Here is a 26,401-nt window from a genome sequence, read left to right as displayed (position 1 = left end):
TGTCTGATAATGCCTCCCTCGTATGTCGTTGGGACCTGACGGGCTTCGTTCCTAAGATCGATGATCTGCGGACTAGTCATTTTACGGCTCCCTCAAGATGAAAAATGGACGAACTGGCCAGGTATGCTGCTTGCTCGTGCGGCTGCTCGGACCGGTATCCTGCATCGAGCGCGTCCGCGACTACGCCCGCTCGCTCGGCCAGACCTGCCAACGTGTGCTCTGTGGGCCCCCGCGTCCGAAGAGAATGGTTCATCAGAAAGAGCCGTGGTCCAGTCAGGCCGCGGCGCGGACGGGCGGGAAAATCGAGCTCAACCTCAAAGGAGCCGTTTACCGGGATATCCCTATCCTGTGCTCCGAGGCCCAGCGGCCGGAGCAATTTGAGGTGGCGGTTATTGGTGAAGCCTGTGGCGCATACCAGCAAATCAAAGTCACAGATAGCCGGGGCGTGTCCGGATGCCTTGATCTCGAGACGAAGCCCGTCGGCATTCTTTCCGACCGAGACGATCTCGGTGTAGGAGCAAAGGCGCAATCGGTCACGGCCCCAGGTTCTGTCTTCAAAGACCAGCCCGTAAATGTCCCGCAGCACATCCTGCGTCACCGATGAGAAATTCGTGTTCTTAATGTCGCATAAGAAGCGGCGGCGTCCCTCGTCGGGAAGGCCGGCGAATTCGAGAGATCGGGGATAGGTGTAAAGGTCGTTTACGAACGGATTGTCGTCGGTCTGTGTGAAGAGATGGCGGCGGCCAATCACCGTGATCTCGGCCACGTCCGGCCTCCGCAGCAAGTAGCGCACGATTTCTCCTGCGCTCTGTCCGCCGCCGACAACCGCCACGCGCGCGTCCCGCTTCAGGCGGCCCTCATCGACGCAATGGAGGAAGCGGTTGGAATGCACGACCCTGTCCGTATCGACGGCCAGATTTTCCGGAATGTGTGGTTCGTGGCCCAGGCCCAATACGAGATCGTCCGTAACCGTTTCGGAGACGGACCCGGTCGCTGTATCACGGACGACGACGACAAACCTGGGCGTGCCTAACTGGTCGCCGCAGTATCGGATTCCTGTGACCTCCTTGCCGAAGGAGATTTGCCGATGAAACTTATGGCTTACCCAAACAAGATAGTCCGAGAAAAGCTTCCTTGAAGGATACAAGTTATTCGTGTGGATGTATTGATACAGCAGTTCCTTTTCGCGCAGAAACGAGAAAAACGTGAATGGGCTCGATGGATTCCGCAGAAACGCGAGGTCTTTGAAGAGCGAGACCTGCAGCGTTGAATCTTCGAATTCCAGCCCGGGGTGCCAGACAGCACTCTCGCGTCGCTCAATCACCTGAAGAACATCGAGCGTCCGGCTACGTCTCTCATCGAGACAGGTGAGGAGTGCAAGATTTGCCGGCCCGCTGCCGAGAAGCAGTATCTTTCGTCTTTGCATTGCTATCCCCAAGATTTTTGCTGGTTTTCAACTTCCCGGATGAACGCTCGACGATGCGTGCGTCCGGATCGCTTCTCAGGCGCAACAAGGTTGACATGGCCACCTCCGCAAGAGCCGGCTCGTGCGGGAGTATCGGCCCACGCAACCCCAGTCGCGGGAGGATTTCGATCGCAGCAACGACCGGTACTGCTGTAGCCAACGCCATGGCCGAAATAGGCTGGCCGGGTGCGGAGCGGATGACGGCCGTCCACTGGCCCGCTTGTCCCGTCGAGTCTTCAACATCGGCATTCACGACGACTTGGACTTCAGCACTCACGGATAAGTTGCGGTTGAGCAGGATCTCCATTGCATCACGGACTGCCATTCGCGAACTTCCGATCTCAACGGGGTCCTCGGAGACCAGTCCAAGGCGGTGAAGGGACCGGACACTCTCCACGAAACCCGGCCACCGAAGAGTGCGTTGACGCAACTCGGGGATTCCCGCCAGTGCCTCTTCGGCCGTGGACTTGAGCATCGCGTCGTCGTAGGCCTCGAGCAGGCCTACACCTTCTAGGAAAAGCGGAGCGGCAGTCTCAAACCGTTCCCGAGCAACGATCCGGCCGTCGATGCGTGCAAGCGCAGTTCGTTGCTCGACCGGCAGCCTTCTACCGAACGAGATTGCGTGGTTCAGCGGCGGCTCAGGCAGCGCAGGAATTCCGCCGCAATGAGTTGCCAGCCGTCGCAGGTCGCCGAATTCGGCGGCGATCAGGGACGATAAGGACTCGACGAAGCCTGGTTCAAGCCCTGCCCCAAGGAGCGCCACGGGTCCGTTTCGGTCGAGAGTTCGTATTGACGGGTCTTCTATATCCGGCCGCCCCACGCATATGATCGGCGTATTCATGCCTGCCGACCGCAGCGCTCTCGTGAGATGGTCGAAGATTCCCCTGCACTCCCGCCACGCCATGGCTAAGACGATTGAGCGAGCTCTCTGTGTCGCGTCCCCGACGTCAATTACGCTATCGAAACGTACGCACGTTTGGCTGGCCGACAGGATTTTTCGAGCGGCATTCAGCGCGGATTCCTGCTGGTCGACAACTGCAATCGGTCCTGCGTCTGCTAGCGCCAGTTGTAGAGCGATGGCACGCCCGATGGGACCGGCTCCGATAACGAAATGCTCCTGCTCCTCAAGCATCGGTCCTGCCCTCAACAAGACCTCTTTTATGGTCCGCGACAGATCGGTGACGAATTAAACTGTAGCCGAGTATGGCGAGAACGGTCTGCAGCAGCGCCAAGCTGGCCACGAGCCAGATCAGAGCGTCATAGCCGAGATGGACGCTGACGAGTCCTGCTACGAGCGGGAAGAAGTACAGGCCAACAAAATATGAAAGGCTAAAGATGATCTGGACGACGGTTCTTGCGTGGGTGGCTGCCACTCGGACCGCCTCGGCCTGAATGACCGGGTACGAAAGTCCGTATGTAACGCCTATAGCAAGCGAGGCCATCCCGTAGATCATAGCGTCGCCCGGGGCGAGGAGAAAACTCAGCAGCGAGACCACCATGCCGCCCAGAAGTAACGGCAATGTACGGTCTGCCGCACTCCGCGACACTTTGGATCCAATGGAGAACCGCGACCCAACAACACCCATCGCCCAACAGGCGAAGAATACCTCGTACGATAGGCCAGAAGCGCCGGCGAATGTTGCCTGGAAGTTGATGAGAGTGGTGTAGATGCTGGCCGACAAAAACACCAAGACAAAGAACAGCAAAGTCTTGCCTGTGAACAGCTTTGGGAGCTCGCGAACGATCGGGACATTCTTGGGAATGTCCGCCTTACCAACCCGGGCCGACAGGGACGATGCAATGATCGAAAGACATGAACCAAATAGCGCCGTCATCATTGCAAGGGCGAACATTTTCGCTAGCGGGGTGTCCGCCAGCTTTGAAAGAAGGCTGCTTAGTAGAGGTCCGCAAGTCAGCCCAAGAGTGCTGAACGCGGCGTAGATCATGAAGTTAAACGAACGGTCGCTGTCGTCCGACAGTGCCGATATGCAGATGGATCCCACAGTGAAGTGGAGTGCCCAGCCTCCCGATTGGAGTGCATATCCGATAAAGTACACGATCGGGAGGCGCGCGCCGGACAACTCGTTAAAGATCATGGTTGCACAGCCGGCCGCATAAAGGAGTCCTCCGACCGGGGCCAGTCGTCTAATTCCGAACCGCTGTGCCAGCGAGGGGCTGAAAAGTATAATTAGGATGGCAGCGGCTACTCCGCACGCCGAGATTGATCCGAAAAACACTTCGTCCCGGCCGATCGATAGCAGGTAAGCGGGCAGCAATGCAAAGATGCCCATTGAAAAGGAGAGCAAATACCTCTCTGCAATGAATAGCCGTTTTGGCCATGTCGTGGCCCATCGGTCCGCCGTCAGCTCGAAAGACATTTTCTTCCGTATCCGTTTGAGATTCGCTTGATCAACCCTCGCCCTAGACGTTGAGAAATGCCATTTTGGGTTGTATGTATATGGCCACTTCTTAGATTTTGATATGGCCATTCGAGGTTGTACTGTGCCGAGATCATGTCTGGTATTGCTGAGGATCGACCGGAACTCGGATGTTCCTCTTTACAAGCAGATCCAAGGCCAAATCCGGGACCACATCTTGGAAGGAAGGCTCAAGCCGGGGTGTCCCTTGCCTTCCGCTCGCACGCTGGCAAACGAGTGGGGGATTTCGCGAATCACGGCCGATGCGGCCTACAGCCATCTCCTGGCAGAGGGCTTCATACATCGTAGGGTGGGCTCCGGCTCTTACGTAGCCGAGAACATTCTCGACATTTCCTTGGCCGTTTCGGCGCGAAAGGCGGAAGCGGAAAGCAGCACTCCTCTTCTTTCTTCCCGCGGAAAAGCTCTTTCTCGACATTTGATCGGCGCACCTGGTACGCTCGTCACCGCGCCTTTCCAAAGCGGACTACCCGATCTAGGAACTCTTCCCGTTTTGTGGCGGCGGCTGATGGGCAGGCAGTTCAGCCGCATTGGACGTCACATGGCGGGTTACGGGGAACCTGCCGGTCTGGAAGAATTAAGACACGCCATTGCCGATCACATCACTTCACATCGGGGGGTCCGTTGCACGGCGGAACAGATCGTCATCACCAACGGGGCGCAGCAAGGCATCAATCTCTGTGCCCGCTTGCTGCTTGACCAAGGAGATAAGGCATGGGTCGAGGATCCTTGCTATCCTCCGGGCGTGGCAAGCCTGAAAGGTGCGGGTGCCAAGATCGTGCCAATCCCCGTGGACTCGGAAGGTTTGGCAGTAAGCGTTGGCCGGGAAAAGGCTACAGAGGCGAAACTCGCCTACATCACGCCGTCTCGGCAATACCCTCTCGGCGTTTCCATGAGCATGGCGCGACGGATGCAAATCCTGGAATGGGCGACTGAAAATGGCAGTTGGATCGTCGAAGACGACTACGACAGCGAATATCGGTATCACGGCCAACCGCTCGAATCATTGCAGGGGTTGGACAGAAGTGGCCGTGTGATCTATGTTGGCACCTTCAGCAAGGTTCTATTCCCGTCCCTCCGTATTGGGTACCTGGTTCTGCCTCATGATTTGGTGAGCCATTTCGTGGCAGCAAAGTCGATTTCGGACAGGCATGTTGCCAGCCTGGAACAGGCTGCGTTGGCTGAATTCCTCACGGAAGGGCACTTCACGGCGCACCTACGCAGAATGCGGAAAATCTACTCGGCACGGCAAAATTCGCTGCTTGAGGTAGCAGAGAAGTATTGGCAACAGTTCATGACTGTCGAACCTTCGTTCGGCGGCCTTTTCATGCTCGGCAAGCTTCGTAAGGGGCTCAATGATGTGGAAGCATCGAAACGCGCGGCCGAGCGCGGAGTGCGCCTCCGGCCGCTTTCGCCTCTTTATCTCGAGGAGCCTGCTCAGCACGGATTCCTGCTTGGGTTTGCAGCCTATTCGGAGAAGGAAATGGCTATTGCTGCTAAAAGGCTTCTCGAACCGACTTGAACGAGATACCAGTGTGCAACGCGACAAGACACGGCTCGGCGCGTTGAAGCATGTCGCGGCGCACGCGCGAGAGCACCCGCAACGGAGGTTGAGAGGCCATTGGCCGCCGGCGCTGTCCTAACGGCGGTCGTCCAGGAATTCGACTGCCCGCTTTTTGGGCATGTCGAGCAAGTCGTCGGGGCGCAGGCAGGAAACTTCCACTCACCACCCCATTGCAGCAACGGTGAAAAGCTATTTCACTACGACCAATTTTCATGGTTCGCGGCGCCGGCAGTTCCCTTCGATACATTATGCGATCTTTTTAGCCCAGAACGTGAACATCCTCGCAACAAGCCGTGCACGGGGGCTCGTGAAGAACGGCTCCCTTCGACCCAATCCTGACCTTCCCACTTCGCCAAAGAAAATCAGGAAAGGGTGTGGAAACTTGCCAGATGGCGCGCCCGTCGGAACGGCGTGATTGCGGCAAGGAGGGGACGTCGCCCCGCCTATGCGCGAGGCCTGCTCACTCTAGCGTCTGGTCGCTCCGCGGCCGTTGAATGGAAATCGCTACGAAGCCCACGGGCAGACTTTAACCCTCCGCGCCTTAGCATCATCTAAATTCACAGAATCACCACAGGACGGTGGTCGTCGAGCGAGTTTTCAGCAGCCTATTTCCGCCGCCTATTAATGTGTAACTTGGGAAGCTGCGGACATCAATTCCTCAGGATTCGGTGCCCTGAACGTATTGAGGCCAGCCTCCAGAACTTCAGTGAAGCTCCAGCGTACGATGCCCCCTCGGTCGATCAGGAACTGACCGACAAGCTGCCCCTGGCTGGAAGCCATCGCCTGCTGATCGGCTTCCGTAATCTCATATCCTTCCTTCTTGTTGAGAAACTCGTCCATTGCCATGACATCCATAGGCTCGGGCAACTCGCCCGGGAGATGAACCCGTATCGCCATGACCGTGTCCATCCCGACCTCGCGCAAGCCGAAAGCACGGTGCGAGGCCCGCTCCGGGTCGGATGCGGCGAGAAGATCGGGGGCCGGGTGGTAACGGAAATAGAGCCGCGCCCGCTCGACCGGCGTAATGACCACCGCCAGGCATTCGACGCCTTTCTCACGCAGGGCCGGCTTGAGTTGCGCCATCGCCGCGACATGGCGCCGGCAGAACGGACAGTGTAGGCCGCGAAACATACCGATCAATAACGGGTTACGGCCTCGAAAATCATCAAGCGCGATCTTGCCGTCGCGCGATATCGCATCGAGCACTATATTCGGGGCCTGGTCGCCCAGCTGCAGCGGGCGGGTACTCGTGGACATGGACTACCTCCTCGCCCCGGATCAGTCAGGAAAAGGCAGCACACCCAGCTTCGGCGTTGAGCCTATCCTGGGGGGCGCAAAACTTCCTGCGCCAGAGCAAAAATAGCGTTCGGCCTCTGCCCTATTGTCGAGGTCGTGATTACGCGCTGCAAGCCCCATCATAACACGAAAAAAGCATCCGCGGGTCGCCCGCTAGCCGTCTCGCGCGCCGCCGGTAAACTGTGGGTCGTCTCATCCGTGCCATGGGGCGATACAGCGGCGAGGCCGACTTGGATCTTCCACATACGCACGTCCTTGCGGTGTTGAACGTGTTGAAACTTGGGCGGCCACGATGTGACCGGACACGAAATGTGGTGAATGACCCCAGACCAGCGCACGCCCGAATGCTCTTACGCTGAAGGTCAGGTTCCCGACTTCGTTTAGGACGTTCAGTCTGCAACGACCAAGGTCGTCAACGGGGTCGGATCGCCACACTCGCAATGTCAGACGATGGCGCTGCCTGCGCGTTCCGATCGGAAGGCAGAAAACCACCCGCTCGAGACGATCGGCGCTTGCCCACGCGACACAGCGGCAAGCCGACTGCGAATCCCTCGCCTTGAACGGATTTGAACTGCCGCCACGCAGAGAAGTCGCGCACGCGTTCAAAGCCACAAGCGGCGGGCTGGTGGGTCGCTGGGCCGGAATGAAGGCCCTGGAAAAACATCACACGGTCACCGTGACTCCTGCACCAGGAATTCTACCTGCCGACGTTTTGCTCGCCTTCCGATTTGCGGTATCAATGAACCTTCTGATCGCTCAGGGCGCGGAAAGGACGGGAAAGGTGAAAATTGCAGCTGTGTCGAAGCCTGACGTTTCGGCGGTCTACGCCGTCGACCTGAGACAGCGGCCAGTGCCACAGTCCGATGCGGCGCGCGAGAAGTCCGCACTTCTCCAGCTCGCCGGGCGCATGCACGACGCGCCCGGAGAGTTGCTCCCGAAGTTCGTCGAACTCGCCATGGAACTGACCGGCGGGATTTCGGCGGGCATCAGTCTTCTGGAAGAGACCGAGCCATCCCCAGTATTCCGGTGGCATCATCTGACCGGAATTCTGTCGCCGTTCGACAGAGCCACGACGCCCCGCGATTTCTCGCCGTGCGGTGTTACGCTGGACCGCAACGCGCCGACACTCGCCGTTCATCCAGAACGCGTCTACGAGTGGATCCCGCGGGACCTGTCGCTACCGGAGGTCCTGCTCGTTCCCCTTTACATCGGAAGGACGGAACCACTTGGGACACTCTGGATCGTCGCCGATGGAATCGGACATTTCCACGGCCGCCACGCAGCGACGATGCAGGAACTTGCGAGCTTCATCGGCATAGCGCTGAAGATGGTCCGGTCCGAACAGGAACTCTCTTACGCGCTTGAACAACAGGAACTGCTCACCAGGGAGATGAGCCACAGGCTCAAGAATCTTTTCGCAATCATCGGCGGCATGATCCGGATGAGCTCCCGCGGTACGGACAACAAGGATGACCTGATCGCGATGCTGTCCGGCCGGCTGCGCGCGCTCGCTGCCGCCCACTCTTTGGTGAGGCGTTCTTTCAGCGACGTTGAGGGGGCGGCCTCCGGTCTGGCCGAATTGCTGAGCATCATCGTCGAACCGCACGAGGCTGCGACGCTTGAACGGAACCGAAGGTTTTCTCTCGACGGGCCAGCTGTTCGATGCGGAGAGCAGGCGGTCAATGGGCTCGCGCTCGTCTTCCACGAACTGGCGACCAATGCTGCCAAATACGGCGGTCTTTGCGGCGACAGTGGCGGAGTGGACATTGTCTGGCAGATCGAAGGCGAACACCTTGTCATCACATGGAAGGAACACGGTGGGCCGCAAATACACTCCTCCCCCGGGTCGAAGGGCTTCGGCAGCGCGTTGGTAGAAGCCACTGTGGTCCGCCAATTCGGCGGCACTCTGAGCCATGATTGGCGGCTGGATGGTCTCACAGTGAACATCGTCATCCCACTTTCCGGTCTAGGGCCTGTTGAGATTCACCGCGAGTTGATGAAGGCGTTGCAAACATAAATCATTGATGAAAAGTTGCGATTTGAGTTTGCAGAAGAAACTCTCGATCAGATGCCGCCACTTGTAGACCTCTTGATCGATCGCGATGGGATGTTTGCGTTGTGGGCGTTGCGAGATGACGATCCGCGCGCCGCATTCCTGCATCTCTTCGATGATCCAGTTGGCGTCGAAAGCCTTGTCGGCGAGGATGGCCCCGAAATCGAGGCCGTCGATAAGTGGCGCGACTCCGACCGTGTTGTAGCGCTCGCCCGGCAGGAGATGAAAGCGCACGAGGTCGCCCAGCGCATCGGTTAAAGCGAGGATGCACCTCCCTGATGAACCAACTCCCGGGAGGCTCTAAGCCTGATGATGTGTGCGTTAGGTGCGGCAATTCCAGTCGATACATTATGCGATCTTCTTAGCGCAGAACGTGAACATCTTCGCAACAAGTCGCGCACAGGGCTCGTGAAGAATGGCTCCCTTCGAACCCGAAGCAGGCGTGCGACCCGGACAAATGAGCGTCCGCGACGGGATGGAGAAAGTCGCATAGCACTTGTGCTGTTACCGGCCGTCAATTGCCTTCAAACGACTTTGCAGAAACGCCTTCACTTCGCCCTGTGCCGCCATAGCGGCGGCATCGTTATGTTGGACGCTCGGCCGTACTCGACGCAGCCATCCGCATAGGTAAAGGGTTTTCCAGTCGGCGCATTGACAAGCTGTGCCTCTTCCTCCCGGCGCAGGCCGCGCGGGCAGTTTCGCGACGGCTGCCAGTCGGATCGGCAACGCGCGCCGGGCTGCGCGGATTGTCAAAGGCATGCAGTGCCCCGGGATACACGGTCATTTGAACATCGTGAACAACGCCGCCGAAGTTGCCGCGGCGCACCCTCAAGGCGGTCGGCAACAGCTTCGATCATATGAAAGGTTCTAGTTTCAGAACTAGGCGCAGACATAGAACCTCACTTCGGCTCACAACGTCCGCTACCGATATCCGACCGCAAACCCCTCCAACCGGGTCTCGTTGCCGCTTACCTTGGAACAAGGAGGATCCGACCGCGGCCGCGACAACATCATTGACATCGTCAGGTCACTGAAAAGGAACATCCCCTTCGTTTTGCGAGGGGCATGCGCTGACCATTTCTAGCGCGGGGCTTCTAGAATTCGCCGCATTCGAGCCGATGCTCGCCGAAGAAGGATTCTCCACAGTGGCGGAGTAGCCAAGCCTTGGGGAAACTGCCGCTGCCAGAAGAAGTTCACGTTGATGGACATTCCACTGACCACAGTGACCTGGTGGAACCAACCAACGGGTATGTACAGGGCCTCACCCGGCTTCAAGTAGACTTCGAATCCAGAGGCTTTTCTTGCCTCGGGGAAACGCTCATAGTCGGGCATGTTCGGATCGAATCGACAATGTGTGCGGCCTGGGATCTGATAGAGCCGTTTCGCCTGTGACGGCGGGAAGAGGAGGAAGTGCTTACTGCCGGCAATTTGAGCATTGCAGTTCGGCGTCACGTCGGAATGCAGCCCAGATGAGGTTCCTAGAACACCGAGCCAGAAAATTATGTCGATCGGATAAACGTCATACCAGGTGGGGATGCAAACATCACCCATCATAACCTTCGATAATTGAGGGAGTTTTGCGTCCAGATAGTATGATGCCTCAAAACGGCAGTCTTCTATGGCGCTCGTAATTCGACCGGGATCGGTCCACTGAGCCAGGATTGCCTGAACGTCTGGTGCCTCTGCGGTCTCCGTCACCCAGTCGACGTAGTCCGCGAATGATATGCGCCCGCCTTGGGCTAGATTTTGATAGATGTTACGAGGGCTCCCGGCCGTCTCGCGGAGTGAGACTTCCACTGCGCCAGCAACCCTCTTCAAATAGCCGGGCGTCCACCTTTCGAGAGCCGGCCATTCCGTCGTCAGTCCATGCACCACACAGGGGCGTCGCCGAAATCGTGACGGCTTGAATTCACTCGCGGAAAGCCTTGGCACTGCGGCGATTTCCAAGGCGGGCGCTCATTTTTTCGGAGTTTCGAACTGCTCGAATGACGGAGGTTTATCGCAGGTCCAAAGACTATGTCCCTGCGTCTCCAGCAATCGGTCCCAGACCTGAAGGTCGCGAATTGACTCTCGTTTGAGTGGTAGGGTTCGCTTGCCGCTTGGAGACTGAGTGCCTTCGTACATTTTGCCCGCAAGCTCGAGAACACCGGCTAAAAGAAGCTGCTCCCTCTCATCCAGATTGGTACTAGCCCAACTCGATAGACGCTCCGTTAGCCTTTTTACGTCATCATGAGTAAGCTGCTGGGATTCCATGATCTATCTCCTTAATTCGCAAGGAAGTTACTGAAGTAACGCACTGGCATTTCAAGGATTCGGGTGCTTTGAGAGCCTAGACGAAACCACCCGCAGCCAGTATTCATAACCGATATTCACGATCGTCACAATGTTCGCGTGCATTCTACAAGCTTCCGGAGGCTTGCAATGAAGCGATTTTTGCGATGCCCGGGTTTCTTCGTCTTGCGGACTCCGGCCCTCGCTTGGAACGTCGTCGACCTATGGGGAAAAGACCTTGTAGCCTATGACGCGTGGCGTGATGCGGGAGATATCGATGCGGCTCTCAAACAAGATCGCGAGGCCCTTCAAGCACGGTTGCGAAAGGTTGCCAGACGCGCCGATGTCAGCGCGGCGATCCAAGTCGCCTCGCCCAGCTTCTCGCGAGATCTCGGCGCATGGTTGCACGACAAATCTTCGGCGCCCGGTAAAGTCGAAAGAACCCTCCTGCGCTATTTCACCCGAATGGCAAGCCGGGCTACGCCATTCGGTTTGTTCGCAGGCGTTGGTGTCGGGACGGTCGCTGACACGACATTTCTCGAAATTCCGAAACGGAAGCATCATCGTCCAACGGTGCAGCTAGATGTCGGATATGTGATGCAGTTGGCTGCCGAACTGTCGGCGGAGCCGGAGTTGCGCAAGGCCCTTCGATTTCGTGCTGCAACCGACCTGTATCGTGTTGCCGACCGCCTGCGCTACGTGGAAACACGAATGGTCGCCAACCGGCGCACATACAAGCAGGTGGATGTCGAGCCGACGCCGTTTCTCCTTTCAGCATTGCGCGCGGCTGGCACTCCGCAGGGGGCAACGATAGAGAAAATTGCAGACGCGGTTTGTGCAGTATCCAACGATGTGGATTTTGATGACGCGGTCCGGTTTGCAGAGTATCTATGCGATGCCGGCCTGCTAGTGTCGCCGTTGTGTGTTGTCGCGACGGGAGCGGATCCCGCGCACAGTTTGGCGCAGACGCTAGGCAAATATCCTGCGGGTCGCGCCGGTCACGACGCGATCCAAAGAGCCATTGATGCCCTCCAAACACCTAGCCGTGATGGATTCCGTGGTCTTCACAGCCGAATGGCGCGGGCAAAGAGCGCGCTGGCCTCGCTGCCCGTGGAAGTCGATCATGCGCGCCTTTTTCGGACCACGCTCTGTTGGTATGGGCGATATACCACCATCTCTCGTACGCTCGCCGAGCAAATTGCATCTGGTGCCCAGTTACTCATTTCGATTGCCGATAGCAGAGCGCTTCCGTCCATGGAGGAGTTCCGCCGACGCTTTGAAGCGAAGTACGGGGGCGAACCTCGACCCCTCCTCGAAGTTATTGATCCGGACATTGGCATCGGCTTCGGATCGAATTCGTCGGCCAGTGTACCCCTTCTCGACGGTTGGCCTTCTCGCACATTAGAAAGCGTTACGTCGTCCTGGACCAGCAGGGACGACCACCTGTTGAAAGTTCTTTATAGAGCACTGAAGTCCAACACCTTAGCCATTGAACTGAACGACAGTGATATTGCTAGCCTTGCGCCGCGAACTCCGCGAACGGTTCCGAGCGGACTTGATGCTTTGGTCGTGATATCCGGCAGCAGCGATAGCAATACACATCGGATCTTCTTCCGCCGAGTAGTGGGGCCTACATGCTCACGATTGCTGGGACGCTTCGCGGCGGCAGACGCCGGCCTCGAAGCGCAACTGCAAGCCGCTCTGCGGCAGGAGCAGGGATCGAATGACAATGCAGTTCACGCCGAAATTGTTCATCTCCCACAAGGAAATGCTGGCAACGTAATTTGCCGACCCGTACTTCGAGACTATGAGATTCCCATTGCCGACGCTTCTGGCGCTCCTCCAGAGCGGCAGATACCCTTGACCGATCTTAGAGTTCAACTCATTGACGGTAGGGTCCAACTCTTCTCGGAGCGACTTGCCCGTCGGGTTATTCCGCACCTCGCTTGCGCGCATGCCTACAATCGCAGCGAGCTCGCCGCCTACAGATTTCTTGTCGAGATCGGTCAGGATGGAATGGACCAGGACTACTCGTTTTCCTGGGGAGCCTTGGCCTCTGCACCCTTTCTGCCGCGACTAAGCCACGGATGTTCGATTCTGTCCCTGGCTCGGTGGAATTTTTCGGTTCAAGAGATCGATCAATTTTCTCAATCATCCGGGGCGGCGTGTTTCGCGAAGCTGCAGGCCTGGAGATCACAAAACAGCCTGCCGAGATACGTCAGCTTGGATGAGGGCGATCAATCGCTGTTTGTCGACCTAGAAAACGTATTGTCAGTCCAAAGTCTTGTGCAGGCAGCGAGGGACAAGCACCGCTTTACGCTCAGCGAATGGTATCCGCCCAAAGCGGAACTTGTCGTTTCGGATGGCCGAAACCGTTATGCGCATGAACTCGTGGTGCCGTTGATTAAGGTCTCCGGCGAACCGTCCACATCCGTTGCGGACAAAGGCCCCAGTCGTCAGCATCGAGCCGTTGCGCCGAGCTACGCGGAATACACAGGGGACGATTGGCTCTATTTCAAGCTGTTTTGCGCCGAATATGCCCGAGACCGGGTGTTGACCGATCTGCTCGGTCCCTGCATTGGCGACTTGAAGGTATCTCGCCTGATCGATCAATGGTTTTACATCCGGTACGATCAACCAGCTCCGCATATCAGGCTTCGGATCAGGGTCGGACCGGATTCGTATCGCCGAGAAGCTCTATTGGCAAAAATTGTCTCACTCGCAAACTCCTCCTCTGACCTCATTACGAGTGTTGCAACGACGCGTTACAAGCCGGAGGTCACGCGTTATGGCGGCGGTCTCGGTGTGGCGGTTTGTGAGAAAATGTTCGAAGCTGACAGTCGCACTGCCATAGAATTATTGAGCTTCTATCGGGAGGATCAGGACGCGATCTGGAAGCTAACGCTGTTCGGAGTAATGGCTTTGCTGAACGATCTTCGGTTCGATGATCGGCAGAAGGAGCGTTTGATGCGGCAACATCGTGACCGACAGATTGCCTCGCTCGACGCCGACAGTCGGAACCATATGCGCCGGATACGTCGGTCGCGCCGGCAGGAGGTATCCGCGATTCTCACCGGTTCGCGGAATGACATGCGGTTCGGTATCGACGCAATCGACCGCAGATCGGCTCTAAACGGAGCGCTGGTCTGCGAGCTTGATCAGTTGTTGACTGACGGACAATTGGCAACATCCTTCGATGCGATCGGCATCAGCCTGATCCACATGTGGACCAATCGCATGACGCGATATTCGATTAATCTTCAGGAAGCGGTCATATGTGACCTGCTACTGCAATATCTTGAGGAAGCCACTCACCGGCGTGAAATGAAGAACTCCAGCTGAATGTCTTACGATTGTCGTGCGAGATCGCGCTGCGCCGGGCACTTTGCTTCCCTTGTTGTTTTCGCGGAGGAACTCGACGATGGCTTTGTAAAGCGCCCGAAGCGTCCACTCGCTCAACTAGATCCAAGAACTAGGGCGTCGAGTGCACGTCGCCGACTGAAGTCGCGCCGGATCAGTAGCTAAGCAGTTTGCTGGACATTATTGAACACATGGAAGGACATATCGGCTGTGTCCGGATCCCCCCCATGATAGTCAACAAGATGAATTCCGTTCCAAGCCAGATCAGAATCTCTCAGGACGTTGAACTGACCGCTTACCTGTGCAACTCGCTCCAGTTCGTCGAAGAGATTGGCAGTAAATTGAACGTTGACGGATAAATCTGGATTAAGCGTCACTCGAACGACTAACTCGCCTGTTACATCACCTGCATTACCTTTTCTGACTACCTCGCCGGTGAGTGCTGCCGGATCAAGCAAGACGCTATCCGAAAAAGCCTTGTGGTCCCATAGGTCTTTCTTTGTCAGCTTAAAGTCCTTGACGTGTAATTCGCATTTGACTGTGATTTCCCGTTTAAACTCCGGGGGCACACCGGCCACAATCATAGGTTCCAGCAGGATGTCTGGGCCAACATCGTGCATGTGATCCGCGCCGTCGCTTTCCTTGTGTTTGAGGTGGCAAATTGACCAAAATACGATATCACCATCATTGCAAGGCTCGTGGATGTTAAACTTAATGTCCGTATGAACGTCGTGCGGCCAACTAGCATCCTCCTCGGGCCGAAATTTTCGTACATAACCATCAAACGGCGAAAATTCGGTTGGGCCGACCACGCCTTTCTTCTCATCCCGATGAGGCGGAATGATAATGGCCCGCGATGGCCTTTCGACCTGGCCAACAAGCAAACTTGGTTGTGTACTAGTAACGACGTATTCAATTAATTCACCAAATGTGCTGTTTATTAGGGATCCCTCATTAGTTATATCAGCAATAAATGGGCCTCCTTCACGAGAAACGGACAACCTATGGGACTCTGGAATACCCAACGCAAAATTGAACCGCCAATAAGGATGGTGCCAATGATCCAGATTGCACGACAAACCCTTACTAAAGATGCGCGGATGAATCCAACCGTCGTCATTTATGAACCACGACTGTTGAATGTGATAAGCTCCGATGCGAGCGTATACTGCGAGATGAAGATGTTTAGTACCACTGACTAGTATCTCGTCGTTCAGAATATAGCGGTCACCTGAGGGAGTCGAAAATTTTACAAGATGATGTGGCCCGGCGATCGGATTGAGATTTTCGCCGAAGTCTTCCGTATCCCAGGTAATTTGATCGTTATATGGACCGCACCCAACTCCTACCACGGACGAAAATCCGCCCCAGAACTCGTCTTTGACGTATTTAACGCGGATAACCGGTAGGCTCAATTTGTTGAACATCTTCTGGCCACGAAAGAATCCGTCCACCAAGCACAAACCTTCGGTGCCGAAAACCCCGTAGTCAAAGAACCAATTTCCCCACTTGCAATGACCGTTGCTTGTCTCGCCCAACTGGATCTCCCCCACCTGGTCAATTAGAACAACTATTGCGCCTGCCGTTTACCGCACGGGCTCCCCGGTTCATCGCAAGGAAAGGCGACGTACATCAGGCTCTGAGCTCGCAAATCCACCATTGCCGAATATTGTACCGGAAGTTCGCGAGTTGGATCATTCTTTTCGGTAAATATCACCAACATGCATCGGGTTGAGGCACCCGTCGCAAACGCATCAGCTCGAACCTGGAGGATTGCATGGGCATCCATGCCATCAACCTTGCCGTTGAGCTGCGGAGAGTTCCGCGCAACCGATATCGCTTGTGCCATTTCAATCGGAGACTCAGGATACTCATGTGGCGCTTTCACAGCCACCGCAGTGACTTCCAAGTCGTCCAAGCAGACTTCGATGATACGATTGGCCGAGTAACTGAAGAAGTGGGCTCGCACTCGGCGAGTTGCTACCTGAGAGCGTTCGCTCACGACATTGCAGCCAAGCACCTCCCATCTCCCCGTCAGCAATTTTGAAACTTCGGGGTGGGCGAGGGCCGCGTCGATGTTACGACGTCGCGTCCGCAGGCTACAATAATGCGGGGATGAAAAGGTCTCGACTGGCGTGATGCTAGTTGCCTCGAGAATACGAGGCGGCCAACCAGCTTTCAGATCAATGTTGTCAATATTTCGGCTTGGGTTGGGTTCATGGTTAAGTGCATCAGCCCGATCAAGAGGAATCCACGAGAATGCGGCGGGAATCGCTCCAGGCCGCGGCCTGCCACGATCAATCTCCGTCGTCATGAGCAGGCCCCCCTATGGGCTTGTTTTTCTACCCCGTGAAGCAATAAAGATAACATGTAATTATAATTTAGCTACTGTTTTGCGCGAATTATCTGCATTTTTTGTAGTCTGAAATAGTATGATGCTGAAATTCCTAAACTAATATTGCCATGCCCGTGTGATCTTAGACTCGAGATGCCGGTTCTCAATCATGTACTTCGCGAAGAAAGCCGAGAAATCATTGTTTTTGCGGGATATTTGTAATGTTCTTAAAGACCGTAAACTGGCGTCAGCCTCGTTCCCCGGTCGACCTCTGCTCAAATTCGGATGGAACGGGTCAGTTCCAGCGGGTCATCGTCGCCAAGATCGTCGATCTCATCGTTTCCCGCGCCGTCCAGACGATGCTTGATCGCCAGCGTATAGTTCGTCCAGAGCGCGTTGCCATCGTTGAGTTCAAGGTCAGTCAAGGCCAGCAGCGAGGCTCGAACAAGCGTCTTGCTGGAGGTTTTCGGGTACGCCTCCGCACGAACGCCTAAAGGTCGTCGTCGGAACGGCGTGGCTCCTTCGACCAAGGCTTCGTGGGCGTTTCTCCGCATATTGACCCCCCTTTGCTGGTGGCGCATGGTTGCAGCCAAACGGCGACAAGAAACGGTGGCACTGTCATTTGGCATTTAATTATGAGAATTCTGCGCCAGTGATTTCAACGGGTTGCCATGGCACTTAATTTGATGGGGTGGAGCGGCCTCCCGACGGCGTCTAGCATCGCTGTTGTGAGAAACATGGGAAAGGAGCCACTCCATGAACCAGATTGTTACAATCGGACTCGACCTTGCCAAGAATATCTTCCAGGTTCACGGCATCGACGCATGCCGCAAGGTAGTCGTCCGTAAGCCATTGCGCCGCGGCGAGGTGATGAAATTCTTCGCGAGCCTTCACCCCTGCCTCATCGGCATCGAGGCATGTGCGACGGCTCATCATTGGGGCCGGGAATTGGGCAAGCTCGGCCACACGGTTCGGCTGATGCCGCCAGCCTACGTGAAAGCCTACGTCAAGCGCGGCAAGACTGATGCGGCTGATGCGGAGGCGATCTGCGAGGCCGTGACACGACCGACCATGCGTTTCGTCGCGGTCAAGAGCATGAAACAGCAAGGCGTTCTGATGCTGCATAAAACCCGCGACCTGTTGGTCCGCCAGCGCACCATGTTGATCAACGCCCTACGCGGACACCTCGCTGAATTCGGCATCATCGCCGCGCAAGGGGCCGCCGGCGTGAAAGCGGCGATCGAGGCTTTTCATGCGATGCAAGACAGCCTGCCCACATTGGCGCGCAAGGCGCTGCATGGATTGATCAAACAAATGCGCATCGTGGCCAGCGAAATCGACAAGATCGAAACGCAGATCTTGACCTGGCATCGGAATAATGCGGCAAGCCGGCGGCTGGCTGTCATCCCCGGCATCGGGCCGATCACGGCAAGCGCTATTGTGGCGGCGGCACCCGATGCAACACTGTTTTCCTCGGGCCGCTCCTTCGCGGCGTGGCTTGGTCTAACGCCGCGCTCGCATAGCAGTGGCGGCAAGGAGAAACTTGTCGGCATCAGCAAACAGGGCGATGGCTATATTCGGCGCCTGCTTGTTATCGGCGCCACGGCGGTGATCCGTCGAGCACGGCAGGACAGTGCCAGCAAAAATTGGGCGGCCAAGCTGCTCACCCGCAAGCCGGCCCGGCTGGTCTCGGTGGCCCTGGCCAACAAGACAGCGCGTATTGCCTGGGCATTGCTGGCACGCAACCAAGCCTATACCGCTGACGTTGGTGCTGCATAATCGAATCGTCCGTTTAGCAAACTCGAATAGGAACGCTGGACGGTAGTGAGCGCGACGAACAGCCCACCTTTTCTTTGCTGATTGAGACCGCGAGATAAGCTCCTTCATCGACAGGAGTGGAACGGGATGGTTGGAGATCGCGCTGATGCCAAATGTTCATCGTGCCCATGCGAGAGATCATAGCGGCAATGGCAAAAATTGGCAAGAACAGCCAGCAACGATGTAAGGAGGCGATAAACGGAGCGCTGGTTCCCGTTGATGCATTATGCGATTTTCACAGCACAGAGCGGGAACATTCGAAATCAGTTTCGCCCGTAGCCCGGCCAGTTCGGCGATCCTTAGCCGCCAGCGGCTGCCCTCTCATCTCGTTGCGCGGTCACTTTTCTCCCGAACCTGCTGCGCGAGGAGGAACTGGGGTTTGATGTCGGCTTCAGGATTCAAGGACCGGAGCCGCCTCGTTGTGCTGCAGTTCAAGCTTGGCACTTCTCAAGCAAGGCGACCGACGCAGCCACCTTCGCGCGCTTTTCTTCGAGCGGCTGGGATTTGTCCGGGGGGGCCGTTGTCGACGTCGAGGCGAATTCCGACGTTTCTGAGGCGCTCGGCCATCGCCGCCCCCATCCGACTTAGTCCGATAGAGCGGACCCATCTTCGTTCTAACGCTTGAGCACTGTCTGTTGCATTTTAGCGCAAGCTTATTGCCTCGGAGGGCCCTGACCGTTTAGTTCTCCTCAATGACATGTTGACAGACGCGTCGCCGAGACCATCTCATGCCGGAACGGCGTCGCGTCGCGGCCGCGCATTTTGTTAGCGGAACTTGAGAAGGCGCCAGCTGCGGCTTCAGAACCGGTGAGGCCAAACCACTTCGTGAGTCGGCGATCAGGACACGCCCCGCAGAGAAAACTGACGTGATCGGGAGCAAGTCGAAGGAATGTTGAACAGAAACCAGCTCTCGGATCTCGCGATCTTTCTCGTGATTGTCAAATATCGGAGCTTTCGAAAAGCCGCTGACCATCTGGACGTAACGGTCTCGGCACTCAGTCACCGTATGAAAATCCTCGAGGAGCGACTTGGTGTACGACTTCTCAATCGTACAAGCCGCAGCGTCGCTCCAACTGTTGCGGGGGATGCGCTCGCCAAGAAAATTGCCGCGGGTCTTGACCTCATCGAATTGGGGCTTGAGGAGTTGCAGGCTCAGTCCCGCGGCATTGTCGGGAATGTCCGCATCAATGTGCTGCGCGATGCCGTGCCCTTGCTCTTGACCCCGGTTCTTCCTGCTTTCACAGAGAAATACCCGAACATTGAGGTGGAGATCGCCGTCGACGACCATTTCGTTGACGTGACGGCCGAAGGTTTCGATGCCGGCGTCCGCTACAGCGGCACAATTCCGGAGGACATGATTGCCGTGCCGCTCACTTCACCCCTGCAATGGGTTGCTGTCGGGTCACCGGATTATTTCGCTCGACATGGTCGTCCATCCATACCCGAGGACCTGAACAAGCACAGATGCATCCGCATCCGCACCGGACGCGGCCAGATTTATCACTGGGAATTCGAGCGCGGAGAGGAGTATCGACAAATCGAAGTGCCAGGTTCGATCATTTCCGGTGCAACAGACCTCGCAGTCGGTGCAGCGATTAACGGCGCTGGCCTGGCCTATTGCCTCGAAAGGCTCGTTCGTCCTCATCTTGACGCGGGGCATCTCGAGATCGCACTGCCACAATGGTCATCGACCGGCCCGCCGCTTTCGATCTATTACTCCAGCCGCCGCCAGCTCCCCTTCGGTATCAGCGCGCTCATCCAGACAATTCGGGAGATAGAGCGGCGAACATAACTTACCTCGTGCTCCATCCTTGAGCATTCCTCAACGATCCATTGATCCTGGCCCCATTGATCCGACGTTCTTCGCGCATTAGGTCCGGGTTCGCTAATCCGGCGCCTCCGGGAGATGCCGCGATCTATGTTGAGGTAATGATATGTTTGCTGCAGCTCCGAACAGAAACGAGAACGTGAACTATCGCCAGTGCGGGCGTTCCGGCCTCAAGCTACCGCCGATTTCGCTTGGGCTGTGGCAGAACTTCGGTGGCACCGACTGCTTCGAAACCGGCCGCGCGATCGTCCGGCGGGCATTCGACCGCGGCGTCACCCATTTCGATCTCGCCAACAACTATGGCCCGCCTTACGGATCGGCAGAGGAGAACTTCGGCTTGATTCTGAAGAAGGATTTTGGCCATCACCGCGATGAAATGGTGATCTCCTCCAAGGCTGGTTGGGACATGTGGTCCGGTCCTTACGGGTCGGGCGGCTCCAGGAAGCATCTTCTCGCCTCTCTGGACCAGAGCCTCCGGCGCATCGGTCTCGATCATGTCGATATCTTCTACTCCCACAGGCCGACCACGGATGTGCCGCTCGAAGAGACGGTGAGTGCGCTGGTGCAGATGGTCCGGCAAGGCAAGGCGCTCTATGTCGGCATCTCGTCCTACGGTCCGGAAAGGACGCGCGAGGCAGAGCGGATCCTGCGCGCCGAGGGCGTGCCGCTATTAATCCATCAGCCCTCCTACTCCATGCTGAACCGCTGGATCGAGGACGGACTTCTCGACGCGCTGGGCGCACTCGGGGTGGGCTGCATTGCCTTCTCACCACTGGCCCAAGGACTGCTGACCTCGAAATATCTCAATGGCATACCGGAAGACGCGCGCGCAGCGAAAACCGGTTCGTTTAATACGCGCCTCCTGACCGAGGATAACCTGCAGCGCGTCCGGGCCCTCGACGCGATTGCAAGACGGCGTGGTCAGTCACTGGCCCAGATGGCGATCGCCTGGACGCTGCGCGATCCTCGGGTGACTTCGGCGCTGATCGGGGCACGCACCGTCGCCCAGCTCGATGACTCCCTCGACGCTCTCAAGAATCCGGATTTCGCTCCGGAGGATCTGCGGGAAATCGATCGCCACGCCAGCGAGGGGGGCATCGACCTTTGGCGCAGCCTCACCAAGGAAGTCTGAACCACCAAACGGCCGAAAGGACGCAAACATGCTCGACCTGCTCGCATTAGCCAGGTTGATGGAATTCTGCGGCGGGCAGGACCGAGAACGTGGGCGCCGCGATGAGGATGCGTTCTATCAGCAATTCGGGGCCGAACCGTCGGCGCTCCTGATGGCAATCACCCGCGCACTGAGCTTCGTCGCTAGACGCCGGAAAACCCAACATGCGCGCAAGGCCGCCACCTGCAAGGCGGAGACGGAATGTTGCCTTGCAGTTCCGGCTGAGGCGGCGAAACGCTTGTAGCAAAATTGTCCAATGCGCCACCTCTCGGACAATCAACCGGCGCTATCAAAAGCGGGAAACGCGGCCGATGGCTTCCTAGTCAGCGCTGTGCAGAAATGTGTTCCTTATTCGACCGCGTGACCGCGCCAAGCCTTGAAGGGACAAAGGGCCAGTTCGGAGTAGCGCAGTGCGTCGCTGATCCCGCCTGCAAAGACCGTTGCATAACTTAGCCCTACCCTGTTACCGCACTAAGAGATCATGCGGCAGCGTCAAACCGCCTTTCGTTCGCGGAAGCTGCCGCGTTTCCTGAGAAAACTGACGAAGGCGGCCATCAACCCTGTGAAAGCGATCAGGGTGGCTAGTAGCGAGAGATATGGACCATATCGGCCCGGCTCAGGGGCGGCGAGGGTTTCGTAGACCTCCACCGACAGCAGCGCGATCAGGGTGGCCGACATGGTCGAATAATCCTTCCCGATCACCCGCTTGACATTGAAGGCCATGCCTTCGGTCGCTCGCCGGAAGTTGCCGAAGCGCGGAATCCAGCGCGGCACGTCGGCGCAATAGGCCCTGTACCCCTCCCCGAACCTGGTACCGAGGTAATCCTCCTCTGCATGGACGATGCACTGGTACATGAACAGGAACGATAGGATGCCAATCGAGGCAACCCAGGGATCGCCGGGCATCACGAACACGGCCCCATAGATCAGCACGTTACCGACATAGAGTGGATTGCGGCAGATGCCGAACATGCCCTTGGTGACGAGATTTTTGGCGTAGACTTTCTTGTTGAGCCCGCCGCGTTGGATACCCCCTCCCCCGCCTCTTTAGGATCGCTGGCCGGATCGTACATGGCGAAGACATACCGATGTCCGGCAAACTGATGCGCCAGGAAATCGCGCGCTGCCCCTTCAAACGCAGCGACGTCCGTTCCGGCCCGCGCCGACATGATCACATGCATCACGTCGCGGCCCTTTCGACTGTGGATGCTCGCCGCGCCATTCTTTCTGCACCAGGTCGCCCGCCGCCTTCTCGTCTGCTATCGATCGGCCGCGATCGTCGCGATCGTCTTGATGCCGCTCGACAAGGCTCCGCAAACGGCTGGCGCCGAACTCGACGCCGTTCCCATATCCGTGAGATGAGAATTTCGCGCCTGCATCCACAGCGGCCGCGCTGGCGTCGTATCGGCCCCGCATGATGCCAGCCGCCCTCGCATCGCCCGTCAGCCGCTCCCCCTGTCCGCTTCGCAATACGACGATCCCCTGGATGGTCACGGAGCCGCCCTCATTCTTCTCGATCGCATAGGCATAGCGCCGGTCGCCAAAGCCGCTGGTCAGGGTGCTTCTCATCTGCTCGTGCAATGCCTCATCCGATGCAAAGCCAGAAGCGGCAATTTCAACGGTAAAGCTGCCAATGTCCCGACTTTCGGCGCGGTTCTGAAAAAGGTGATCCCAATCACCGCGGACACGGGCCAGATCTTCCCGACCATCAAGGATCCTGCCGCTCTCATTCTCCACCTTCAGCTCGCCGGATCTCGACACATAATTCAGCATCGCACCGACACGAGCACCGCCGCCATAGGACGCCATTTTGACGACGGCTGGCTGGCTTCCCTTGGCTACGGCCGCAAGCCGCGCATCCATCGGACGGCTTGCCGCAGTTGTCGCCGGCGTCGGCTGCGCTCGAGGAGCCCCCTGCCCTTCGATCCGGATCCACTATCACCGGAACCCCCGCCTGAGCCTCCGCCGCCACCTGCAGCACCGAGTTGAGCCAACTGCTTGAGGCGCTTTCGCATCTCTTCTTCGGCCGAGCGACCACCACCAGACGACATTTCATGCAGCAGAGCTGCGCGCCGCTGCTCCCATTCGCTAGTGAATGCGCCGAAGAAGATTTCCAAGGCTACGCCTACCCTCGACGCTGATAACCGGCGCGACGGGTCAGAGACCGAAGCTCGCTCATCACCGCGGCTTGGACGCGCTGCACGTTCTCAAGGTTGATGTCCAATTCGCTCGGGTGGACGCCTCGACCACTGTTGAGCGCCCTCGCAACTTGGTTCAGGTTGATGGCGATCATCCGCATATCCCTCGAGCAGAGCCGCCGTTATTAGGCGGTCATCTCCGGTCAGGATCGGCCGCACCCCCGCCCCTTCCAGTAGCAGCGAGCGAAAAAAGCTGGACACAGGACGACTATGGAGATGCTCGCGACGCCGTCAGGGATTTGGAAGCAGCAGGTGTGCCTTCCGATGATATCAGCATCGTTGCAAACAACACAGGCGATTGGTACTCGGTCGAAAGCTCCAACGCGGCCGAAGGTGCCGGTACCGGAGCTGGCCTTGGAGCTGCCGGAGGTGGCGTTGTCGGCCTGCTGACCGGATTGGGCCTGATGGCAATTCCAGGCGTTGGGCCTGTTGTGGCCGCAGGATGGCTGGCGTCCACCGCCGTCGGCGCAGCAGCTGGAGCCGTAGCAGGCGGAGCGGCAGGAGGGTTGATCGGCGCGCTGACTGATTCCGGGATCGATGAAGGGGAAGCCCATGTTTACGCCGAGGGCGTTCGCCGTGGGGGCACCCTGGTGACGGCAAGGGTTGACGACAGCCTTGCACCCCAAGCAGAAGCAATACTCGAGCAACGAAACAGCGTAGATCTTGCCGCCCGCAGGAGCATCTATGCTGATGAAGGCTGGAAGCGGTTTGACGAAAAAGCAGACCTGTACACGCTGGACCAGGTCCAACGCGAACGCGAACGTTACCGGACTATGATGCCGTAGCGGCCTCTATTGATGACGGCGCCGACAGGCGCCTTCACAATGCCTCACCGGAAACCACCATGGAACCAACCTTCCCTGCGGAACGTTGCCGTTAGTCTGAGTACAACAAAGAACCGCCGTGCAGAGACGGGTACTCCAGGAGGCCAAGATGGATCTCACCACGCTTCTGATTATTGTTCTTATCATCCTTCTGTTAGGTGGCGGCTGGTATGGTCGAGGACGCTGGTATTAAGTGACGCCCTTGCTGCGTGGGACACGATTGAACGTGAACTGGCTGAACTTATCGTGCGTTGGCAGCATTATGCAGGTTGTGTCGCAGAACACCATGCGGCGGACTCGTCCGTGCACTTGCGCTGGCTCGCCGCACGGCGCCGATCTTAGCAAGGTAGCGCCTCATCCTGGCTAGCAGTATAGACCTGTGCGACCTAATTATGCCCCTGCAATGCGGCTCTGGTGAACAGGTGCGCGCAAACAGTCCCTCGATTTTCCGCCTGCAGGCCGCATGCTCGATACATCGAGTTCATTTGTTATTCCGAGCCCGGCAACCGTCCCTTCAGAGACGAACAGAGCTGCAGAGGGTGCCCACTGCAGCTCCGATTGCGACGTATCTCTATTTAGCTTGGGCTCTCGCCCTGTTCCATCCAAGGGAACCGCTTCGAACGTCGCCAGTGATAAGAGTTAGGAGCGGCGCGAGTAATTTCAAGGGGCGCGGCTGCTGACGGAGGGGCCTGGCTCATCCCTGCGGATGAGCGCCCGGTGGGCGGCGCGCATAAGTTGACCAATGCAGCGATGACTTTTCGGTGCAACTGTGCGATGGGCCTCGTATGACGACCATGCGACACCTACTGCGGGAAGAGTGCCGTCCTCGTCGCGCGGCTGAATCTCGATGGTCTTGCCGTCTCCGAAAGTGAAGGACGCGATATCTACGGCATTGCCGCGTGCGTGCTCCGACATCTCTCCTGTGGTCTCATTGTTCCTCGGACGACAGACATAGGTAGAAGCCTGGTTCAGTGCCGTAACGCGCGCGTTCGCTCCGAAAGCCGTTTGCACGGCGGGAAGCACCGACTCCTTAGTCCATCGGGCGAGCGCCAATGCGGTCTCGCAGCGCATCTTTCCATGCGATTTCAGCGAAACTCCGGGGAGGACCTCTGTCACATCGATTGGCTTGTCGATACCGCAGCCCTTACCATCATCGATTCGGGAGGCCTCGGCAAAAGCGCTACCCAGCGATTTGAGTGCGGAGAGGCAAGAGGCATATGCTTCCGGGTCCTCTTTCTTGATCTCGACTACCGTCTCTTTTGCCTCTGGCAAGGCGTCCAGAGCATCGTCTTTCCAGTCCGGGGCCAGGTCTCGCTCAGTTCGTGTACCGGTCTTTCCCTGACCGGTCGCTTGATCATCAGCCGCGCGTGGAGCCAAGGGTTTCGGCGTTGGCGTCGGCTGGTCGCCTTGGATGGTGGGCCTCGCCTCTGGCAGGGGCCCCTTCTTCGGAAGTGTCACCCCGGAAAGCACCAGGGCCGACAGCAGAATCATTCCGGCAGCGCGCATTCAGATCCCTCCCATTCCCTGGCGGTGGAAATGGCGAAACGCACCGAAGGCAATACTGGTTCAAAATGTGCTCAAACTGCGGAGAGGGCCGGTTGTCACGGAGATGAGGGGATAGCGCCCGCCGCCTGGTCGCCTGCTGCCGCCACTCGGTCTCGAAAAGCTCTCCATCAACGAGCTCGAAGAATTGTGCACGACCGGCTATCCATAAGATAATTCCTTAGAGCGAACCCGTTAGATCCGCTCGCGATTTTTCCCTCGCGTGCGGGCGCCAGCGCGC

Annotated in this window: 19 protein-coding genes and 3 pseudogenes; 9 read left to right on the top strand and 13 right to left on the bottom strand. The window is 57.5% G+C overall.

The window, feature by feature from the left end:
- Nucleotides 1-76 precede the first annotated feature (76 nt).
- The 3 genes from PYH37_RS00215 to PYH37_RS00205 are packed head-to-tail and all read right to left on the bottom strand — an operon-like array spanning nucleotide 77 to nucleotide 3,843.
- Nucleotides 77-1,426 (bottom strand): SidA/IucD/PvdA family monooxygenase, encoded by a 1,350-nt coding sequence (locus PYH37_RS00215; protein WP_280731483.1) that lies wholly within the window; start codon nucleotides 1,424-1,426, stop codon nucleotides 77-79.
- Nucleotides 1,356-2,597, bottom strand: coding sequence for a saccharopine dehydrogenase C-terminal domain-containing protein (locus PYH37_RS00210; RefSeq protein ID WP_280731482.1), 1,242 nt, complete (start codon nucleotides 2,595-2,597; stop codon nucleotides 1,356-1,358). The genes PYH37_RS00215 and PYH37_RS00210 overlap by 71 nt, the downstream gene beginning before the upstream one ends.
- Nucleotides 2,590-3,843, bottom strand: a complete 1,254-nt coding sequence (locus tag PYH37_RS00205) for an MFS transporter (RefSeq protein ID WP_280731481.1) — start codon at nucleotides 3,841-3,843, stop codon at nucleotides 2,590-2,592. Before PYH37_RS00205 ends, PYH37_RS00210 begins: the two co-directional genes overlap by 8 nt.
- A gap of 103 nt (nucleotides 3,844-3,946) precedes the next feature.
- Here PYH37_RS00205 and pdxR point away from each other — a divergent pair, with 103 nt between their 5' ends.
- Nucleotides 3,947-5,422, top strand: a complete 1,476-nt coding sequence (gene pdxR / locus PYH37_RS00200; RefSeq protein WP_280736692.1) for a MocR-like pyridoxine biosynthesis transcription factor PdxR — start codon at nucleotides 3,947-3,949, stop codon at nucleotides 5,420-5,422.
- A 663-nt stretch (nucleotides 5,423-6,085) separates the two neighbouring features.
- Here pdxR and PYH37_RS00195 read toward each other — a convergent pair.
- Nucleotides 6,086-6,721 carry a peroxiredoxin-like family protein gene (locus PYH37_RS00195; protein ID WP_280731479.1) on the bottom strand — a complete coding sequence of 212 codons (636 nt, stop codon included), beginning with the start codon at nucleotides 6,719-6,721 and terminating at the stop codon, nucleotides 6,086-6,088.
- A gap of 820 nt (nucleotides 6,722-7,541) precedes the next feature.
- Here PYH37_RS00195 and PYH37_RS00190 point away from each other — a divergent pair.
- Entirely contained in the window at nucleotides 7,542-8,777 is a 1,236-nt protein-coding gene (locus PYH37_RS00190; protein WP_280731478.1) for a sensor histidine kinase, read from the top strand.
- A gap of 51 nt (nucleotides 8,778-8,828) precedes the next feature.
- Nucleotides 8,829-9,071 (top strand): hypothetical protein, encoded by a 243-nt coding sequence (locus PYH37_RS00185; RefSeq protein WP_280731477.1) that lies wholly within the window; start codon nucleotides 8,829-8,831, stop codon nucleotides 9,069-9,071.
- Between the two features lie 822 nt (nucleotides 9,072-9,893).
- Here the strand turns inward: PYH37_RS00185 and PYH37_RS00180 are convergent.
- Both PYH37_RS00180 and PYH37_RS00175 read right to left on the bottom strand, forming a co-directional pair.
- Nucleotides 9,894-10,760, bottom strand: a complete 867-nt coding sequence (locus PYH37_RS00180) for a cupin-like domain-containing protein (RefSeq protein ID WP_280731476.1) — start codon at nucleotides 10,758-10,760, stop codon at nucleotides 9,894-9,896.
- Between the two features lie 9 nt (nucleotides 10,761-10,769).
- Complete coding sequence (locus PYH37_RS00175) at nucleotides 10,770-11,066, bottom strand: hypothetical protein (RefSeq protein WP_280731475.1); 297 nt, start codon at nucleotides 11,064-11,066, stop codon at nucleotides 10,770-10,772.
- Between the two features lie 168 nt (nucleotides 11,067-11,234).
- Here PYH37_RS00175 and PYH37_RS00170 point away from each other — a divergent pair, with 168 nt between their 5' ends.
- Complete coding sequence (locus PYH37_RS00170) at nucleotides 11,235-14,426, top strand: lantibiotic dehydratase (RefSeq protein ID WP_280731474.1); 3,192 nt, start codon at nucleotides 11,235-11,237, stop codon at nucleotides 14,424-14,426.
- Between the two features lie 179 nt (nucleotides 14,427-14,605).
- On the opposite strand, the gene PYH37_RS00165 is transcribed toward PYH37_RS00170, so the two are convergent.
- The 3 genes from PYH37_RS00165 to PYH37_RS00155 form a co-directional block, all read right to left on the bottom strand.
- Nucleotides 14,606-15,982, bottom strand: coding sequence for a hypothetical protein (locus PYH37_RS00165; protein ID WP_280731473.1), 1,377 nt, complete (start codon nucleotides 15,980-15,982; stop codon nucleotides 14,606-14,608).
- Between the two features lie 32 nt (nucleotides 15,983-16,014).
- On the bottom strand, nucleotides 16,015-16,758 hold the full coding sequence (locus PYH37_RS00160) for a hypothetical protein (RefSeq protein WP_280731472.1): 744 nt from the start codon (nucleotides 16,756-16,758) through the stop codon (nucleotides 16,015-16,017).
- A gap of 296 nt (nucleotides 16,759-17,054) precedes the next feature.
- Entirely contained in the window at nucleotides 17,055-17,333 is a 279-nt protein-coding gene (locus tag PYH37_RS00155; RefSeq protein ID WP_280731471.1) for a hypothetical protein, read from the bottom strand.
- A 202-nt stretch (nucleotides 17,334-17,535) separates the two neighbouring features.
- Here PYH37_RS00155 and PYH37_RS00150 point away from each other — a divergent pair, with 202 nt between their 5' ends.
- From PYH37_RS00150 to PYH37_RS00135, 4 genes are all read left to right on the top strand, one after another.
- Nucleotides 17,536-18,558 carry an IS110 family RNA-guided transposase gene (locus tag PYH37_RS00150; protein ID WP_280731470.1) on the top strand — a complete coding sequence of 341 codons (1,023 nt, stop codon included), beginning with the start codon at nucleotides 17,536-17,538 and terminating at the stop codon, nucleotides 18,556-18,558.
- A 928-nt stretch (nucleotides 18,559-19,486) separates the two neighbouring features.
- On the top strand, nucleotides 19,487-20,389 hold the full coding sequence (locus tag PYH37_RS00145) for a LysR family transcriptional regulator (protein WP_280731469.1): 903 nt from the start codon (nucleotides 19,487-19,489) through the stop codon (nucleotides 20,387-20,389).
- A 142-nt stretch (nucleotides 20,390-20,531) separates the two neighbouring features.
- Nucleotides 20,532-21,557: an L-glyceraldehyde 3-phosphate reductase gene (gene mgrA / locus PYH37_RS00140; RefSeq protein ID WP_280731468.1), complete on the top strand. Its 1,026-nt coding sequence runs from the start codon at nucleotides 20,532-20,534 to the stop codon at nucleotides 21,555-21,557.
- A 28-nt stretch (nucleotides 21,558-21,585) separates the two neighbouring features.
- On the top strand, nucleotides 21,586-21,840 hold the full coding sequence (locus PYH37_RS00135) for a hypothetical protein (protein ID WP_280731467.1): 255 nt from the start codon (nucleotides 21,586-21,588) through the stop codon (nucleotides 21,838-21,840).
- A gap of 248 nt (nucleotides 21,841-22,088) precedes the next feature.
- On the opposite strand, the gene PYH37_RS00130 is transcribed toward PYH37_RS00135, so the two are convergent.
- The 3 genes and pseudogenes from PYH37_RS00130 to mobC form a co-directional block, all read right to left on the bottom strand.
- Nucleotides 22,089-22,625, bottom strand: coding sequence for a methyltransferase family protein (locus PYH37_RS00130; protein ID WP_280736691.1), 537 nt, complete (start codon nucleotides 22,623-22,625; stop codon nucleotides 22,089-22,091).
- Nucleotides 22,626-22,627: 2 nt separating this feature from the next.
- Nucleotides 22,628-23,713, bottom strand: a pseudogene (locus PYH37_RS00125) (conjugal transfer protein TraA); the annotation flags it as partial.
- 8 nt (nucleotides 23,714-23,721) lie between these two features.
- Nucleotides 23,722-23,995: pseudogene (gene mobC, locus PYH37_RS00120) on the bottom strand (plasmid mobilization relaxosome protein MobC); the annotation flags it as partial.
- Between the two features lie 2 nt (nucleotides 23,996-23,997).
- Between mobC and PYH37_RS00115 the strand changes: the two are divergent.
- A pseudogene (locus tag PYH37_RS00115) lies at nucleotides 23,998-24,579 on the top strand (general stress protein); the annotation flags it as partial.
- Nucleotides 24,580-25,278: 699 nt separating this feature from the next.
- Here PYH37_RS00115 and PYH37_RS00110 read toward each other — a convergent pair.
- On the bottom strand, nucleotides 25,279-26,124 hold the full coding sequence (locus PYH37_RS00110; protein WP_280731464.1) for an extensin-like domain-containing protein: 846 nt from the start codon (nucleotides 26,122-26,124) through the stop codon (nucleotides 25,279-25,281).
- Nucleotides 26,125-26,401 lie beyond the last annotated feature (277 nt).

Origin of the sequence: Sinorhizobium numidicum (genome assembly GCF_029892045.1) — a bacterium.
GTDB lineage: Bacteria > Pseudomonadota > Alphaproteobacteria > Rhizobiales > Rhizobiaceae > Sinorhizobium > Sinorhizobium numidicum.
Note: the sequence above shows the minus strand (reverse complement) of the source record. Positions and strands in the feature narration are given on the sequence as shown.

Bases quoted from the DNA above. Each gene is read 5' to 3' on its own strand.
- PYH37_RS00195 (WP_280731479.1), bottom strand. From the start codon at position 6,721: ATGTCCACGAGTACCCGCCCGCTGCAGCTGGGCGACCAGGCCCCGAAT.
- PYH37_RS00185 (WP_280731477.1), top strand. From the start codon at position 8,829: ATGCCGCCACTTGTAGACCTCTTGATCGATCGCGATGGGATGTTTGCG.
- PYH37_RS00170 (WP_280731474.1), top strand. From the start codon at position 11,235: ATGAAGCGATTTTTGCGATGCCCGGGTTTCTTCGTCTTGCGGACTCCG.
- PYH37_RS00215 (WP_280731483.1), bottom strand. From the start codon at position 1,426: ATGCAAAGACGAAAGATACTGCTTCTCGGCAGCGGGCCGGCAAATCTT.
- mgrA (WP_280731468.1), top strand. From the start codon at position 20,532: ATGTTTGCTGCAGCTCCGAACAGAAACGAGAACGTGAACTATCGCCAG.
- PYH37_RS00210 (WP_280731482.1), bottom strand. From the start codon at position 2,597: ATGCTTGAGGAGCAGGAGCATTTCGTTATCGGAGCCGGTCCCATCGGG.
- PYH37_RS00160 (WP_280731472.1), bottom strand. From the start codon at position 16,758: ATGACGACGGAGATTGATCGTGGCAGGCCGCGGCCTGGAGCGATTCCC.
- PYH37_RS00135 (WP_280731467.1), top strand. From the start codon at position 21,586: ATGCTCGACCTGCTCGCATTAGCCAGGTTGATGGAATTCTGCGGCGGG.
- PYH37_RS00145 (WP_280731469.1), top strand. From the start codon at position 19,487: ATGTTGAACAGAAACCAGCTCTCGGATCTCGCGATCTTTCTCGTGATT.
- pdxR (WP_280736692.1), top strand. From the start codon at position 3,947: ATGGCCATTCGAGGTTGTACTGTGCCGAGATCATGTCTGGTATTGCTG.
- PYH37_RS00150 (WP_280731470.1), top strand. From the start codon at position 17,536: ATGAACCAGATTGTTACAATCGGACTCGACCTTGCCAAGAATATCTTC.
- PYH37_RS00110 (WP_280731464.1), bottom strand. From the start codon at position 26,124: ATGCGCGCTGCCGGAATGATTCTGCTGTCGGCCCTGGTGCTTTCCGGG.
- PYH37_RS00205 (WP_280731481.1), bottom strand. From the start codon at position 3,843: ATGTCTTTCGAGCTGACGGCGGACCGATGGGCCACGACATGGCCAAAA.
- PYH37_RS00175 (WP_280731475.1), bottom strand. From the start codon at position 11,066: ATGGAATCCCAGCAGCTTACTCATGATGACGTAAAAAGGCTAACGGAG.
- PYH37_RS00155 (WP_280731471.1), bottom strand. From the start codon at position 17,333: ATGCGGAGAAACGCCCACGAAGCCTTGGTCGAAGGAGCCACGCCGTTC.